Raw genomic sequence first — 12,734 nt, 5'->3', positions numbered from 1 at the left:
AGCCGGTCGGAAGCGACCACGTACCGCCGTTCGGTCCGCGCCGGACCCGGTACGCCCTACGAGAGTCGGCACCAGGGCAGATCGCAGCGCGACGGGGGTGGCCGGGTCGTTCCCGGCCTCCGACGCCCGGACGGGATCACTACGGCATGGCCGGAGAGATCTTGGCGGCGTGCATGGTGAGCCGCCCGATCCGCGTTTCGTGACTGGTCGCCGTCGTGCTGTGGTCGGTGACCGAGTCCGGCCTCGCGTCGGTGAGGTACCACGTGGTGGGCGGGGCCGTCGAACCCGCCCTGATCTCCTCGATCTTGACGTTGCACGGCTCGGCGGAGGCCTCGGTGGACAGAGCCCATTCCCGCGCCCCGGGCACGTCGGTGAGGACGCACTCGTCGAGGGTGAGGGTGAGCACCTGCCCGGGCAGGTCAAGGTCCCCCTGGGGACCCAGGCCCGTCACGTCACCGCAGGTGAAGCGCTCTCCTCGGACGGTCACGTAGTAGCTGCTGGACAGGTTCGCAAGGGATTCGTTCATACCCACCGCCTGCCCCGCCCGCCCCCTCCCAGACACCGCGGCGGCAAGGGGCTCACAGGTCTCGCAGGGCGGGCAGCGGTTTCGGCTGAGCCTGCCCCTCGCTGCCGTCCGGTCTAATGTGGGAAGGGTCCCGTCCCCGTGAGCAGCAGATGAGGCCGGCAACTGTGTCGACGTCGAGCCGTGAGATCCCCGGTACCCCGTGCTGGGTCAGCCTCCTGGCCCGGGACCTCGATTCGGCCCAGCGGTTCTACGGTGCCGTGCTGGGCTGGGATTTCCGCCCCACCCATCTCGGGGACGGCGTCGTCGTCGCCTTCCGCGACGGGGCCCCCGTTGCGGGCATCGGCGCACTTACCGGGAATCGCGGCGTGCCCGTGGTGTGGACGCCGTACTTCGCCGTCGAGGACGCCGACGCGACGGCCGCACGGGTCCGTGAACGCGGTGCGACCATGGCGGTCGGCCCGCTGGCCTTCGGCACCGGACGAGCCGCCTTGGCAGCGGACCCCGCCGGGGCCGTCTTCGGCTTCTGGCACGGCGAGGCCGTCCCCGACTGGTCGATGGGCCGCGGAAGCGCCCCGGCCTGGCTGGAACTGCGGACCCGGGACGCGTTCGCCGCCGCCATCTTCTACGGAGAGGTGCTGGACTGGGACAGCGAGCGACCCGGCAGCTGCACCGTCTCCTACGAACACGACCACGTCGTCCTGCGCCACGGCCACGACACCGTGGCCCGCATCAGCGGCGGCGCACTCGAAGAAGCTCCGGACCCCGAGGTACGCCCCCGCTGGCACGTCCATTTCCACGTGCCCGACCTCGAGAGCGCGATCGATGCCGCCACTGGTCTCGGCGCGAGAGCCGCCTCACCCGTACAGACCTCCGTCACCAGCCGGTGGATGGTGCTCTCCGATCCCGAGGGCGCGCTCTTCACCGTGGTCACGCCTCAGGACGGCAACCCATGACCGGTTGACCGGCCGACCGGACGGCGCGACCGCGGAGCCCCGGCCGCGTGATGGCGGGGGGGGGATGCCACCACGCGGCTCGGGCCCGCTGGGGAGCCCGCGCCGCTCACTGCCGCGGGCTCCCCTGTCCCTTCTTCTGGCCGGTCTCCGGGAGTCCAAACGGTCGGATCGCAGACTTCTTCTTCCGGCCCGGTGGGGCAGGTCAGGCCCGTTGGTCGAGGACCGCTCGGATGAGTGCCCGCTGGTCGCCGGTCAGGCCCGCCTCGTCGATGTCGACCGCCTGGCCGTCGATCGTGATCCGGTAGTGGAAGCCGTCCGCGACCGGCCGTAGGGCGCGCCGCGCGAGGCCCTCCCATTCCGCGGCGTCCCGCCGGCCGGAGGTGTCGATCTTCCGCGTCGTGTCCACGCCGGTGAAACCCCCGGAGCGACTGACAGTGATCAGCATGGCCGTTCTCCTTCGGATGTCGAGGCTGTCGGTGGACTCGCCTGCCCCTGATCGGGCGCCGCTCCCCCACCGGGCCCGCGCCGCGAGCTCAATGGCCCGAACTCGTCGGCGCCTGGCCGACAGGCGGCAGGCGGGGCGGGAACGGGCGGGTCCGTCGGGGGCGCTTCGGGTTCGGGTCCGGTGAGTTCCGGCTCCAGGCCGTCGGCCACCGCCCCGCGGCGCCGTCCGGTGTCGGACCGCCAGGCCTCGAAGACCAGCGCCGTCGCAGTGACCACCCCGAGGCCCAGCAGCCAGCCGCCCACGACGTCGCTGACCCAGTGGACTCCTAGCGCGACCCGCGTGTAGCCCACGCCCACCACGGTGACCAGCGCGACCGCCCAGGGCAGCGGACGCCAGACCCGCGGAACCACCGGCAGCAGGGCCAGCAGCAGGACGGCGCACGAGGTGGTCGCCGTCATCGCGTGGCCGGAAGGGAAGGAGAAGCCGGGCGCCTGGGCGACGGGGTCCGGCAGGTGCGGCCGCGCCCGCTCCACCGCACTCTTGACCAGGAGCCCGATCAGACCGCCCGCGACCGCCGTGACGCCGGCCCAGGCCGCCAGCCGCCAGGCGCGCCGGCTCACGAGCCAGGCCACGAGTACGGCGACCAGCAGGCGCATGGTGACCGGGTCCCACACCCGGTCCGAGAGCACGCGCAGGAGGCCCACCCGGTCCGGGTGGGCGAGCGCGGCGGCGTGGAGGCGCTCGGCCGCGCCCCGGTCCAGACGGTGCAGCGGCGCCCACTGGGACTCCACCACGACCAGGGCGAGGGAGAAGGGCACCGCTGCCAGGGCCGTCGCGGCCGCGGCGAGCAGCAGTCTCGCGCCGAAGGTGGCGTCGGGTCCGGCGTGCCGCGCGAGCAGGCTCCGTAGCGGTCCTCTCGGATGACGCGGTCCGTGCGGGTGCCCGGGTCCTCGCGGATCCCGGTGAACGCGTCGATCACCTTCCGTGCGCCGTGCCATGGTGCCGGCTCCCTCGTGCGTGCGTGGGGTGGCGGGCCTCCGACCGAGGACGGCCGGCCGCCGGTGGCTGGGGCGGTCAGACCCCGGGGTCGTTCATGACCGGCTCCCTCACCCCCGCCCGTACGGCTTCCAGCTGGGCGGCGAAGGAGAGGCCGAGGAAGAGCGCCATCGAGGTGAGGTAGGACCAGAGCAGCAGGGACACGATGGCGCTCAGGGGCCCGTAAACGCTGGTGAAGGAGCTGCTCTCGCCGATGTAGAGGCTCAGCGCCCAGGTCGCGAGGTTCCACAGCACCAGGTGGACGACGGCCCCGAAGGCCAGCCAGGTGTAGCCGGGTTGGCGCCGGCGCGGGGAGAGGCGGAAGATCGCGCTGGTGGCGAGGACCGCGAGCAGGATGCCCAGCGGCCAGCGCAGGAGTTCCCAGGCCCGCACGGTGTCGGGAGGGATCCGGTACACCTCGGCCAGCGCGCGGGTCAGGTGGGTGCCCAGCACGGTGAGGATGAAGCTGAGTCCCAGCGGGAGTCCCGCGAGGGCCGCCATCACCAGGCCCCGGCTGTACTTGGCGAGGAAGGGCCGGTCCCGCTCGTTGCCGTAGATGCGGTTCGCACCCCGTTCGACCTGGCAGAGGGCGGTGGTGACGTTGGCCAGGGAGAACAGCAGGCCCAGCCACAGTGCGGCCTGGCCGCCGTCACCGGCGTGGCGTCTGCTCTCGCTGAGCGCGTCGTCCACGACGGCCTGTCCCGGGCCGCTGGTGAGCCCGCGGATGGTGAGCTCGGCGACCCGGCCCACGTCCTCGGTGTGCAGCACCCCGGACAGGCCGATGGCCGCGATGGCCAGCGGGACGATCGACAGGACGGTCTGCAGGGCGAGCGCGCGGGCGTGGCTGAAGCCGTCGGCGTAGCGGAAGCGCACGAAGGAGTCCCGTGCCAGGCTCCAGCCGCCGTAGCGGCGCAGGGCGGTCCACGCCTCGTCGGCGGAGAGCTCCTCGCCGCTCACGTCGTGGCGTTGCGGTACCCGTCTCGCGGTGCCCATCGTGTTCCTGCCTTCCGGTGTGTCGTGGAGCCCGCGGACCTACGGGGCTTGCGGTCGGCCGGTGTTGCGGGGGGGTGTCTCTATGTCCTTCGTCAAGGACGTGGTGCCGGGTATGAGGCTGTTTGGGATGGTCATGCGGCGAGGGTGATGGTGGGGACTCTGGACTCGTAGAAGGTGCCGTCGCGGAGCATGGCGAACAGGACGCTGATGCGTTGGCGGGCGAGTCGGAGGAGGGCCTGGGTGTGGGTTTTGCCGCGGGCTCTTTGCCGGTCGTAGTAGGCGCGTGAGGCCGGGTCAGCGTTCATGCAGGCGAAGGCGGAGAGGAACATGGCGCGTTTGAGCTGCCGGTTTCCGCCTCGTGGTGCGTGTTCGCCGTGGATCGAGGTCCCCGAGGATCTGGTCGTGGGGGCGAGACCGGCGTAGGAGGCGAGGTGGGCGGCGCTGGGAAAACTGGTGCCGTCGCCGACGGTGACCAGCAGGACGGCAGCGGTCCTGACTCCGACTCCCGGCATCGAGGTCAGGACCGGGTGAAGAGGGTGGGCCTCCAGCAGGGTGCTGATCTGGGCTTCGAGCGCCCGGCGCTGGTCGTGAACCGCTGCGAGCGAGGCGGCCAGGGACGGGATCACGATGTCGAGGGTGCCGGTTCCCGGGACCACGACGGTCTGCTCGTCCAGGGCGTCGAAGACCTCGTCGATCAGCCGGGCGGCCATGCGCGGGGCTTTCGGGCGGATGAGTTCGACGAGCCTGCGGCGGCCCGCTTTGCGCAGAGCGGCCGGAGATCCGTGGCGCTCGAGGAGCCAGGTGACGGCCGGGTGGTCCAGCCGGGGCCCAAGCACGCGCTCGAGGCTGGGGTGGAACTGCGTGAGCAGACCGCGTATTCGGTTGCTGGTGCGGGTGGCTTCGGCGGCGAGGTCTTGGTCGAAGCCGGTCAGCACCGTGAGCTCGGCGGTGATCTCGTCGGTCAGCTCCAGCGAACGCAGGACGTGCGGCATGGTGCGGGCGGCGTCCGCGATGACCGCCGCGTCCTTCGCGTCGGTTTTCGCCTCGCCCGGATACAGGTCGGCGATCCGCCGCATCGCGAGTCCGGGAAGGTAGGCGACCTCGCAGCCCGCGTCGCGGGCCACGGTCAGCGGCAGAGCGCCGATCGAGGCCGGTTGGTCCACGATCACCAGCACCGTGCCGAACTTCGCGATCAGCTTGTCGAAGACGGCCCGCAGTTTCGGTTCGCTGTTGGGCATCGGCTTGTCGAAGACCTTCTTGCCCGCCGGCGTCAGCCCGTGGCCGTGGTGGGCGCTCTTGCCGACGTCCATACCCAGGAAGACGGCCACATCGCCGGTGTCTAACATCGCACCCCTCCAGGGTGGTTGGATCCTGCCGGCCTCGGCGGCGGCACCGTGCTCGCGCATCCACGTTATGCAGACCTGCCGCCCGCGAACTGTCCGGCATTGCGCCAGGCCGGGCGGTGGCCGGGTCTCTCATCAGCGTCTGTGACGGCACCCCACGGACCCGGCGACACCACCCCCCAGGTCATGCCTTCGACAGAGGGGACACAGTCATACCGGGCCCGGAGGCCAGCGGCCCCATTGCAGGACCGCGAAAAAGATAACGGGGGGGGGCCGCCGGACTTCAGGTCGGCGGGCCGGGGGCCGCCGTCGGAAGCTGCTCGACGGATGGGTCCTGCGGCGCCCCGGGCGCGCGGGGCAGGTACACCCGCAGGGCTCCCGGCTCGATCTCGGCGGTGAGGCGGACACCCTCGCTCACGGCATCACCGTCGAGCTCGCGCGGCTGCGGCACGGCGCAGCGGACGTCGATCCGGGTGGCGCTGAAGTACTCCAGCGCTCCCCCGGCCTCGCTGCGCCCGTCCGGGGCGGCCGGGCCGGGGCCTGGCGGCGGGCGCCGGCGCAGCAGGCGGGCCGCCAGGTGCCCGGCCGCGGTGAGCCATCCGGCGGGGCCGTGCGGGTCGAAGAGCACCACGTCCAGGCGTCCGCTGTCCGGCCGCGCCTCCGGCAGGAGCGGCAGGCCGCCCTGCAGCGTGCCGACGTTCCCGATGACGACCATGCGGGCCCGGCGCCGCAGCCTGCGGCCCCCGTCGACGCGGACCGTGAGGCGGACGCCGGGATCGCGCAGGTGCCGCAGCGCCGACAGGACGTACGCGGCCCAGCCCATCCGCGACTTGAGGCGCGGGGAGGCGTCCCGGACCATCGCGGCGTCGAATCCGGCACCTGCCATGACGGTGAACCGCATCGGCTCGAGCCCGTCGCCCCGGACCCGGCCGACGTCGATGCCGAAGCTCTCGCCGGACAGGGACTCGGCCAGGGCGGCGGCCGGATCCATCGGGAGGCCGAGGTTGCGGGCGAGGAGGTTTCCGGTGCCGCAGGGTGCGACGGCCAGCGGGATCCGCGTGCCCGCCAGGATCTCGGCGCAGGCGCGCAGGGTGCCGTCGCCTCCGCAGACCACCACGAGGGCGGGGCGGACGGTGCGCAGCTCCTCCGCCAGGGCGCCGCAGGGGAGCTCGGCGGAGGTCGGGATCCACCGGAGGTCACGGTGGCCGTGCTCGCGCAGGACGGCGGCCAGCCGGTCGGCGAGCTCGTCGGGGCAGCCGTACGGATGGCGCACGACGAGGACCGGACCACCGGTGCTGCGCGGGGCGGGCACCTCCCGGGCGGATCGCTCGGTTCCGTCGGGCCCCGCAGTGGGCCCCGCGGCGGGCCGTCGTCCGTAGAGCAGCGCGAACCCGGTGATCAGCAGGGTCAGCGTGCCGTTGAGCAGGCCGCCCGCCACATCGCTGGGGTAGTGCATGCCGCGGTACATCCGCGACAGGCCGACGGCCGGCGGGATCAGCAGCAGGGTTCCCGTCACCGCGTGGCGCCACGGGCCGCGCATGCGCAGCGCGGCGATGACGGCCAGTCCCCCGTAGAGCGCGAGGGAAGCGCCGACGTGCCCGGAGGGGAAGCTCGACGTGGGCGGCGCGGCGTCCTCGTGGGGAACCGCGGGCCGCGGGCGGTCCACGAAGGCCGTCACCACCACGAACACCGCCGACTGCGCGGCCACCGAGACGCCGAGGAACAGCGCCTCGGTGCGCAGGGCGGCGCGCGGGATGACGAGCAGGACGACGATGCAGACCAGGGTCGCTCCGATGACGGCCTGGGTGCCGGCGAGTACGGAGAAGAACTCCGCGACTCCGGACGTGGACGGGTCCCGGCCCTCCGCCAAGTCCTCCCCGATCGAGGCCTCCGCCGACAGCGGCCAGTGGTCCGCCGCCGGTCCGGTGACCAGCCGTCCCAGCCCGACCATCAGGGCCGCCTGCACGGGAAGGAGCAGGATCGGTCCGACACCGCGCACGGAGGAACCGCAGCTTCGCTTCATGGATGCCTTCTGGCCCGCAACGACCGAAAGATGCGCGGTCCTTGGCCGCCGCCCCGCTCCGGAACGGTACCGCCGGGAGCGCTCTCAGCGATCCCGGCGGTACCGGTTACCCTGCTGTCCGACAGGGCCGGGGCCCCCAGGGCCCGGGCCGCCGACCCCGGACACGCACGAGGAGCGCCCGTGACCGAACAGGTTCCCGCCGGCCGGCCCACCCTGGAAGCGGTGGCGGCGCGCGCCGGGGTGTCCAGGGCCACCGCGTCCAGGGTGGTCAACGGCGGCGACGGTGTCCGTGCGCACTTGGTGGACAAGGTCCGCGCAGCCGTCCTGGACCTCGGCTACGTGCCCAACCACGCGGCCCGCACGCTGGTCACCCGGCGCACGGGCGCGGTCGCCGTGATCATCGCCGAGCCGGAGATCCGGATCTTCTCCGACCCCTTCTTCTCCCGGCAGATCCGCGGCATCAGCAAGGAACTGACCGCGCACGACACGCAGTTGGTACTGCTCCTGGTCGAGCACCGCGGGGACTACGGCCGGATCGAGCGGTACCTGGCGGGCGGTCACGTCGACGGCGCGCTCGCGTTCTCGCTGCACACCGACGACCCGCTGCCGGCGATCACGCGCCGCATCGGCATGCCCACCGTCTACGGAGGGCGGCCCGGCTGGACCGGGCAGGCCGACGGAGCCGCGCCCTACGGTCCGCTGTCGTACGTCGACGCCGACAACCGCGGGGGCGCGCGCGAGGCCGTACGGTACCTGGTGTCCCGGGGGCGGCGGCAGATCGCGCACATCGCCGGGCCGCCGGACCAGACGTCGGCGACCGACCGGCTCGACGGGTACCGGGACGTGCTGGTCGACGCGGATCCGGCGCTGATCGCCGAGGGGGACTTCACCCCGGCGGGCGGAGCACGGGCGATGGCCGAACTGCTGGAGCGCTGCCCGGATCTCGACGCGGTGTTCGCCGCGAACGACCTGATGGCGACCGGCGCGCTGGGCGTGCTGCGCGAGCGGGGCCGGTCCGTGCCGGGGGACGTGGCGCTGGTCGGCTTCGACGATGCCGAGCTGGTGGCGGAGAGCGCCGTTCCGCCGCTGACGACCGTGCGCCAGGACATCGAGGGCATGGGGCGCCTGATGGTCCGGCTGCTGCTGAGGTCCCTGGACCCGGCACAGGAATCGCACCGGGTGCCCGGATCCGTGATCACCCCGACCTCGCTGGTGGTGCGCGGCTCGGCCTGAGGGGCGGTGGCATGGTGGCGGGCCCCGCACCCGGGTGGGTGCGGGGCCCGAGGCCTGCCCGTGGCGCGGGGCGCTCCGTACGGCTAGCCCGTACGGGAGGTGCCCGGACGCTCCCAGCGGTAGAACTCCTGGGCCATGGCGTCCTTGGGGCTGCGCCAGGTCTCCGGGTTGTGCGGGCTGACGTAGGCGGTGAGCCGGTCGCTGAGTTCCCGGAACTCCGGGTGGCCGGTCACTTCGGCGATGGCCGGGCCGGGGGGCCGGTCCGATTCGATGAAGTGCATGTACACGTCGCCGAACTGGAAGAGGCTGCGGCGGGTGACCCCGACGAGGTGCGGCAGCTCGCCCGCGTCCGAGGCCGCGAAGAGCTCGGCGATGTCGGGGGCGGACTGCGGCGCCATGCGGGCCACGATGAGAGCGCGGTGCATCCGGTGTGCCGCCTTTCGTCTCAGACGCGACTGGCCGCGGGCGTGCGGCTCTCGCGTTCGCGCTGTTCGATCTTGTCCCGGATCAGTTGCAGCTGGACCTTGGAGTTGCGGTTGATGTTGTCGGTCATCCAGGCGTCGTCGACGGGTGCCTGCGGCTTCATCGCGAAGTCCTGGGTCCACACCATCCGGGTGCCGCCGGGAACTTCGAAGTACTGCCAGTGGATGTCCATGTGCTCGAACGGGCCGGTCTCGACGCGGCGGGCGCGCACGGTGCGGGTGACGGGGTCGGGGGTGCGTTCGGAGACCCAGCTCCACACGGTGCCGTTCTCGTCGGGGTGCATGGTCAGGCGGAAGCGGGTGGTGGGCCCGTCCTCCTCCAGGACCTCCAGCGAGGCGTACTCGCTGAACAGCCCGGGCCAGCTGGGGAGATCGTTGGTCATCTCCCAGACGGTCTCCATGGGCGCCTTGACGACGATTTCGTTCTCGGTGTGTCCTGCCATCTCAAGCTCCGGTCATCAGGCTGGTGTTGACGAGGTCGAGGAACTCTTTGGGGGTCTTGCAGCGGTCCGCGTCGGTGGGCAGGGCCCGGCCGCGCTGGTTCTCCAGCAGCCCGACGATGCCGAGCAGGCCCAGCGAGTCGAGGCCGTAGTCGTCGAACAGGGAGTCCGGGCGGTTCTTCATGTCGGCCGGGTCCACGGTGATGCCGGCCCCGGACTTCATCAGGGCGGCCAGCTCCTCGACGGTCAGTCGTTCGGACATGAGCGGCTCCTTCTGTCTCTAGGAGGGGATGGTGATGACGAGCGCGGCGTTGGAGCCCATGAGGCCCCGGCTCAGTACGAGCGCGGTGCGCAGCTGCGCCGGACGGGCGCTGCCGGTCACCACGTCGAGGTCGTGGCACACGTCGAACACGTTCGGCGTGGGCGGGACGATGCCGTGCTCCAGGGCGAGGACCGCGGCGGCGGTGTCGAGGGCGGGGGCCGCGCAATAGGCCCGGCCCGTCCCGGTCTTGGGTGCCGTGACCGGCACCTTGCGCCCGTGTGCCCCGAGGGCGGAGACGATCGCGGCCGCCTCGGCCCGGTCTGCTTCCGGGGTGCCGAGCGCGTCGGCGAAGACCACGTCGATCTCCTCGGGGGCGCGGCCCGCGTCCCGCAGGGCGCCCTTGATCGCGTGGGCCAGGCCTTCGGCGGAGGCGTCGGCCCGTTCGGGGTGGTGCGGGCCGGTGAAGGTCGCCGCGTGCCCGGCCAGGAGGGCCCGGACGGAGGCGCCGCGGCGCAGGGCCGCCTGCTCCTCCTCCACGAGGAACATGGCGCCGCCCTCGGCGGGGACGAAGCCGCAGGCCTTCTCGGTGAAGGGCCGGTAGGCCCGCTCCGGGTCCTCGTGGGTGCTCAGGGCCTCGTAGCCGAGCTGGCAGACGATGGAGTACGGGGCCAGGGGCGCCTCGGTGGCTCCGACCAGCATGGCCTTGCTGCCCTGGTGGATGGCCCGGGCGGCGTGCGCGAAGGCGTCGAGGCCGCCCGCCTCGTCTGCGGCGACGACCCCGCAGGGGCCCTTGAGGCCCCGGCGGATGGAGATCTGCCCGGTGCTGGCCGCGTAGAACCAGGCGATCGACTGGTACGGGCCGACGTAGCGCGGTCCCTGACCCCAGAGGTGTTGCAGCTCGCGCTGGCCGAATTCGCCGCCGCCCGATCCGGCCGCGGTGACCACGCCGACCGAGAAGGGGTCGTCCTCGTAGTCGGCCCGGCCGAGCCGGCCGTCCTCCAGGGCGAGGTCGGCCGCGGCGAGGGCGTGGTGGGTGTAGCGGTCGGTCTGGACGAGGTAGCGTTCCTCGACCATGGAGGCCGCGTCGAAGCCCCGTACCTCGCCGGCCACGCGCAGCGGGAGGTGTTCGCAGCCCTCCCGCGTGACGCGGCCCAGGACCGAGGCGCCCGACTCGGTCGCCTTCCAGAAGGCCTCGGCGCCGATGCCGTTGGGCGCGACGACTCCGATGCCCGTGATGACCGTACGGACGCTCACGAGACCACCTCCTCCTTGGGGCGGGTCATGACGACCGCGGACTGGAAGCCGCCGAAGCCGCTGCCCACGGAGAGCACGTTGCGCAGCGTGCGTTCGCGGGCGACGCGCGGCACGTAGTCCAGGTCGCATTCGGGGTCGGGGGTCTCGTAGTTGGCCGTGGGAGGGACGACCTGGTGGGTCATCGCCAGGACGCAGGCGGCCAGTTCGATCGCCCCGATGGCGCCGAGCGAGTGCCCCACCATGGACTTGATGGAGGTCATCGGCGTCTTGTAGGCGTGGTCTCCCAGGACCTTCTTGACCGCCGCGGTCTCGTGGCGGTCGTTCTGCTTGGTCCCGGAGCCGTGCGCGTTGACGTAGTCGATGTCGCGGGCGTCGGTGCGGGCCTGGGCGAGGGCGGTTTCGATGGCGCGGGCCATCTCCAGGCCCTCGGTGGTCAGCCCCGTCATGTGGTGGGCGTTGCCGAAGGTGGCGTAGCCGCCGATCTCGCAGTAGACGGTCGCACCGCGCGCGCGGGCGTGTTCCAGCTCTTCGAGGACGAGGACGGCGCCGCCTTCGCCGAGGACGAAGCCGTCACGGTCGGCGTCGAAGGGCCGGGAGGCGTGGGCGGGGTCGTCGTTGTTGGGCGAGGTGGCCTTGATGGCGTCGAAGCAGGCCACGGTGATCGGCGAGACGGGTGAATCGGAGGCGCCGGCGATGCAGACGTCCATCTTGCCCTCGGCGATGGAGTGGAAGGCGTAGCCGATGGCGTCGAGTCCGGAGGTGCAGCCGGTGGAGACGGTCTGGACCGGCCCGCGGGCTCCCGTCTTCTCCGCGACGGCGGAGGCCAGGGTGGCCGGGGTGAAGGCGCGGTGCAGGTGCGCCGCGGCGAGCCGGTGGTCCACGTCCCACCAGTCGCCCGACTGGCTGACGGCCACGTAGTCGTGCTCCAGGCGGGTGGTGCCGCCCACGGCGGTGCCGAGGGAGACTCCGGTGCGCCAGGCTTCGTCCGTGGTGAGGTCGAGTCCGGCGTCGCGCACCGCCTCGGCTGCGGCGACCAGCGCGAACTGGATGTACCGGTCCGCGCGGGCCGCCTCGTCGGCGCCGAGGCCGTGTGCGGCGGGGTCGAAGTCGACCTCCGCGGCTATCCGGGAGCGGAAGCCGGTCGGGTCGAAGAGGGTGATGCCACGTGTCGCCGTACGCCCGTTGGAGAGGAGCTCCCAGAAGGCGGAGGCGCCGATCCCACCGGGGGCGACGACGCCGACCCCGGTGACGGCCACGCGTCGGCGGGTCACGAGACCGCTCCCGCGCGGTCCGGGGGCCGCTCCCAGGCGGAGCCCTCCGGGTGGACGGCCTCCTCCGTGTCCACGTGCCCGAGCTTCGGGTCGGGGGCGAGCGGGCCGAGGTGGAAGACCATGCGGGCCTCGGTGCCGCCGACGTTGCGGAAGCGGTGGCGCACGTTCATCGGGACGAGGAGCCCCTGGTCGGTGAGGAGCGGGTGGGCCTCGCCGTCGAGGTCGACCTCCAGCTCGCCGGCGACCACGTACACGAACTCCTCGGAGTACGGGTGGTAGTGCTCGGCGATGTGCTCGCCCGGCGCCATGACGGCCAGCCCCATGAAGCCGCTGGTGCAGCCCACCGAGGTCGGTGTCAGGACGGCCCTCAGGTCGCCGCCGCGCCGCGTGTTGGGCTGCGTCTCGCTGAGGTCCACGATGTGCGGTGGGCGTTGTCTGGTCATGGCGGGGGTTCCTCCTGGCGGTGGGGAGCCT

Annotated in this window: 13 protein-coding genes and 1 pseudogene; 2 read left to right on the top strand and 12 right to left on the bottom strand. The window is 72.7% G+C overall.

Going from position 1 to position 12,734, the window contains the following annotated elements; translation table 11 throughout:
• Positions 1 to 139 precede the first annotated feature (139 nt).
• Positions 140 to 526, bottom strand: coding sequence for a hypothetical protein (locus tag ACE1OC_RS39165; RefSeq protein ID WP_407841041.1), 387 nt, complete (start codon positions 524 to 526; stop codon positions 140 to 142).
• A gap of 215 nt (positions 527 to 741) precedes the next feature.
• Here ACE1OC_RS39165 and ACE1OC_RS39160 point away from each other — a divergent pair, with 215 nt between their 5' ends.
• The gene (locus tag ACE1OC_RS39160) at positions 742 to 1,479 is read left to right on the top strand and encodes a VOC family protein (RefSeq protein ID WP_407841823.1); all 738 of its coding nucleotides are present in this window, start codon (positions 742 to 744) and stop codon (positions 1,477 to 1,479) included.
• A 202-nt stretch (positions 1,480 to 1,681) separates the two neighbouring features.
• On the opposite strand, the gene ACE1OC_RS39155 is transcribed toward ACE1OC_RS39160, so the two are convergent.
• From ACE1OC_RS39155 to ACE1OC_RS39135, 5 genes and pseudogenes are all read right to left on the bottom strand, one after another.
• Complete coding sequence (locus ACE1OC_RS39155) at positions 1,682 to 1,924, bottom strand: protealysin inhibitor emfourin (protein WP_407841040.1); 243 nt, start codon at positions 1,922 to 1,924, stop codon at positions 1,682 to 1,684.
• A 155-nt stretch (positions 1,925 to 2,079) separates the two neighbouring features.
• A pseudogene (locus tag ACE1OC_RS39150) lies at positions 2,080 to 2,823 on the bottom strand (phosphatase PAP2 family protein); the annotation flags it as partial.
• A gap of 175 nt (positions 2,824 to 2,998) precedes the next feature.
• Positions 2,999 to 3,952 (bottom strand): YihY/virulence factor BrkB family protein, encoded by a 954-nt coding sequence (locus tag ACE1OC_RS39145; RefSeq protein WP_407841039.1) that lies wholly within the window; start codon positions 3,950 to 3,952, stop codon positions 2,999 to 3,001.
• 131 nt (positions 3,953 to 4,083) lie between these two features.
• Positions 4,084 to 5,298, bottom strand: a complete 1,215-nt coding sequence (locus ACE1OC_RS39140) for an IS110 family transposase (RefSeq protein WP_407836926.1) — start codon at positions 5,296 to 5,298, stop codon at positions 4,084 to 4,086.
• A 280-nt stretch (positions 5,299 to 5,578) separates the two neighbouring features.
• Positions 5,579 to 7,318, bottom strand: coding sequence for a diacylglycerol kinase family protein (locus tag ACE1OC_RS39135; RefSeq protein ID WP_407841038.1), 1,740 nt, complete (start codon positions 7,316 to 7,318; stop codon positions 5,579 to 5,581).
• Between the two features lie 180 nt (positions 7,319 to 7,498).
• Here ACE1OC_RS39135 and ACE1OC_RS39130 point away from each other — a divergent pair, with 180 nt between their 5' ends.
• The gene (locus ACE1OC_RS39130) at positions 7,499 to 8,551 is read left to right on the top strand and encodes a LacI family DNA-binding transcriptional regulator (protein ID WP_407841037.1); all 1,053 of its coding nucleotides are present in this window, start codon (positions 7,499 to 7,501) and stop codon (positions 8,549 to 8,551) included.
• A gap of 83 nt (positions 8,552 to 8,634) precedes the next feature.
• On the opposite strand, the gene ACE1OC_RS39125 is transcribed toward ACE1OC_RS39130, so the two are convergent.
• From ACE1OC_RS39125 to ACE1OC_RS39100, 6 genes are read right to left on the bottom strand one after another with little or no spacing between them, the layout of a single operon-like run.
• Positions 8,635 to 8,976 carry a TcmI family type II polyketide cyclase gene (locus ACE1OC_RS39125; RefSeq protein ID WP_407841036.1) on the bottom strand — a complete coding sequence of 114 codons (342 nt, stop codon included), beginning with the start codon at positions 8,974 to 8,976 and terminating at the stop codon, positions 8,635 to 8,637.
• 20 nt (positions 8,977 to 8,996) lie between these two features.
• Positions 8,997 to 9,476, bottom strand: coding sequence for an SRPBCC family protein (locus tag ACE1OC_RS39120; RefSeq protein ID WP_274546617.1), 480 nt, complete (start codon positions 9,474 to 9,476; stop codon positions 8,997 to 8,999).
• A gap of 1 nt (position 9,477) precedes the next feature.
• Complete coding sequence (locus ACE1OC_RS39115; protein ID WP_250743221.1) at positions 9,478 to 9,735, bottom strand: phosphopantetheine-binding protein; 258 nt, start codon at positions 9,733 to 9,735, stop codon at positions 9,478 to 9,480.
• A gap of 18 nt (positions 9,736 to 9,753) precedes the next feature.
• Positions 9,754 to 10,989 carry a beta-ketoacyl synthase N-terminal-like domain-containing protein gene (locus tag ACE1OC_RS39110; RefSeq protein ID WP_407841035.1) on the bottom strand — a complete coding sequence of 412 codons (1,236 nt, stop codon included), beginning with the start codon at positions 10,987 to 10,989 and terminating at the stop codon, positions 9,754 to 9,756.
• Entirely contained in the window at positions 10,986 to 12,260 is a 1,275-nt protein-coding gene (locus ACE1OC_RS39105) for a beta-ketoacyl-[acyl-carrier-protein] synthase family protein (protein ID WP_407841034.1), read from the bottom strand. The genes ACE1OC_RS39110 and ACE1OC_RS39105 overlap by 4 nt, the downstream gene beginning before the upstream one ends.
• Positions 12,257 to 12,703, bottom strand: a complete 447-nt coding sequence (locus ACE1OC_RS39100; RefSeq protein ID WP_243333070.1) for a cupin domain-containing protein — start codon at positions 12,701 to 12,703, stop codon at positions 12,257 to 12,259. The genes ACE1OC_RS39105 and ACE1OC_RS39100 overlap by 4 nt, the downstream gene beginning before the upstream one ends.
• Between the last annotated feature and the right edge of the window lie 31 nt (positions 12,704 to 12,734).

Source organism: Streptomyces stoeckheimensis, assembly GCF_045822005.1.
GTDB lineage: Bacteria > Actinomycetota > Actinomycetes > Streptomycetales > Streptomycetaceae > Streptomyces > Streptomyces stoeckheimensis.
This window is presented reverse-complemented; position numbering and strand designations above follow the sequence as displayed.

What these genes read in the sequence shown, in the direction of transcription:
- ACE1OC_RS39165 (WP_407841041.1), bottom strand. Translation starts at nt 526, where the DNA reads ATGAACGAATCCCTTGCGAACCTGTCCAGCAGCTACTACGTGACCGTC.
- ACE1OC_RS39155 (WP_407841040.1), bottom strand. Translation starts at nt 1,924, where the DNA reads ATGCTGATCACTGTCAGTCGCTCCGGGGGTTTCACCGGCGTGGACACG.
- ACE1OC_RS39145 (WP_407841039.1), bottom strand. Translation starts at nt 3,952, where the DNA reads ATGGGCACCGCGAGACGGGTACCGCAACGCCACGACGTGAGCGGCGAG.
- ACE1OC_RS39140 (WP_407836926.1), bottom strand. Translation starts at nt 5,298, where the DNA reads ATGTTAGACACCGGCGATGTGGCCGTCTTCCTGGGTATGGACGTCGGC.
- ACE1OC_RS39135 (WP_407841038.1), bottom strand. Translation starts at nt 7,318, where the DNA reads ATGAAGCGAAGCTGCGGTTCCTCCGTGCGCGGTGTCGGACCGATCCTG.
- ACE1OC_RS39125 (WP_407841036.1), bottom strand. Translation starts at nt 8,976, where the DNA reads ATGCACCGCGCTCTCATCGTGGCCCGCATGGCGCCGCAGTCCGCCCCC.
- ACE1OC_RS39120 (WP_274546617.1), bottom strand. Translation starts at nt 9,476, where the DNA reads ATGGCAGGACACACCGAGAACGAAATCGTCGTCAAGGCGCCCATGGAG.
- ACE1OC_RS39115 (WP_250743221.1), bottom strand. Translation starts at nt 9,735, where the DNA reads ATGTCCGAACGACTGACCGTCGAGGAGCTGGCCGCCCTGATGAAGTCC.
- ACE1OC_RS39100 (WP_243333070.1), bottom strand. Translation starts at nt 12,703, where the DNA reads ATGACCAGACAACGCCCACCGCACATCGTGGACCTCAGCGAGACGCAG.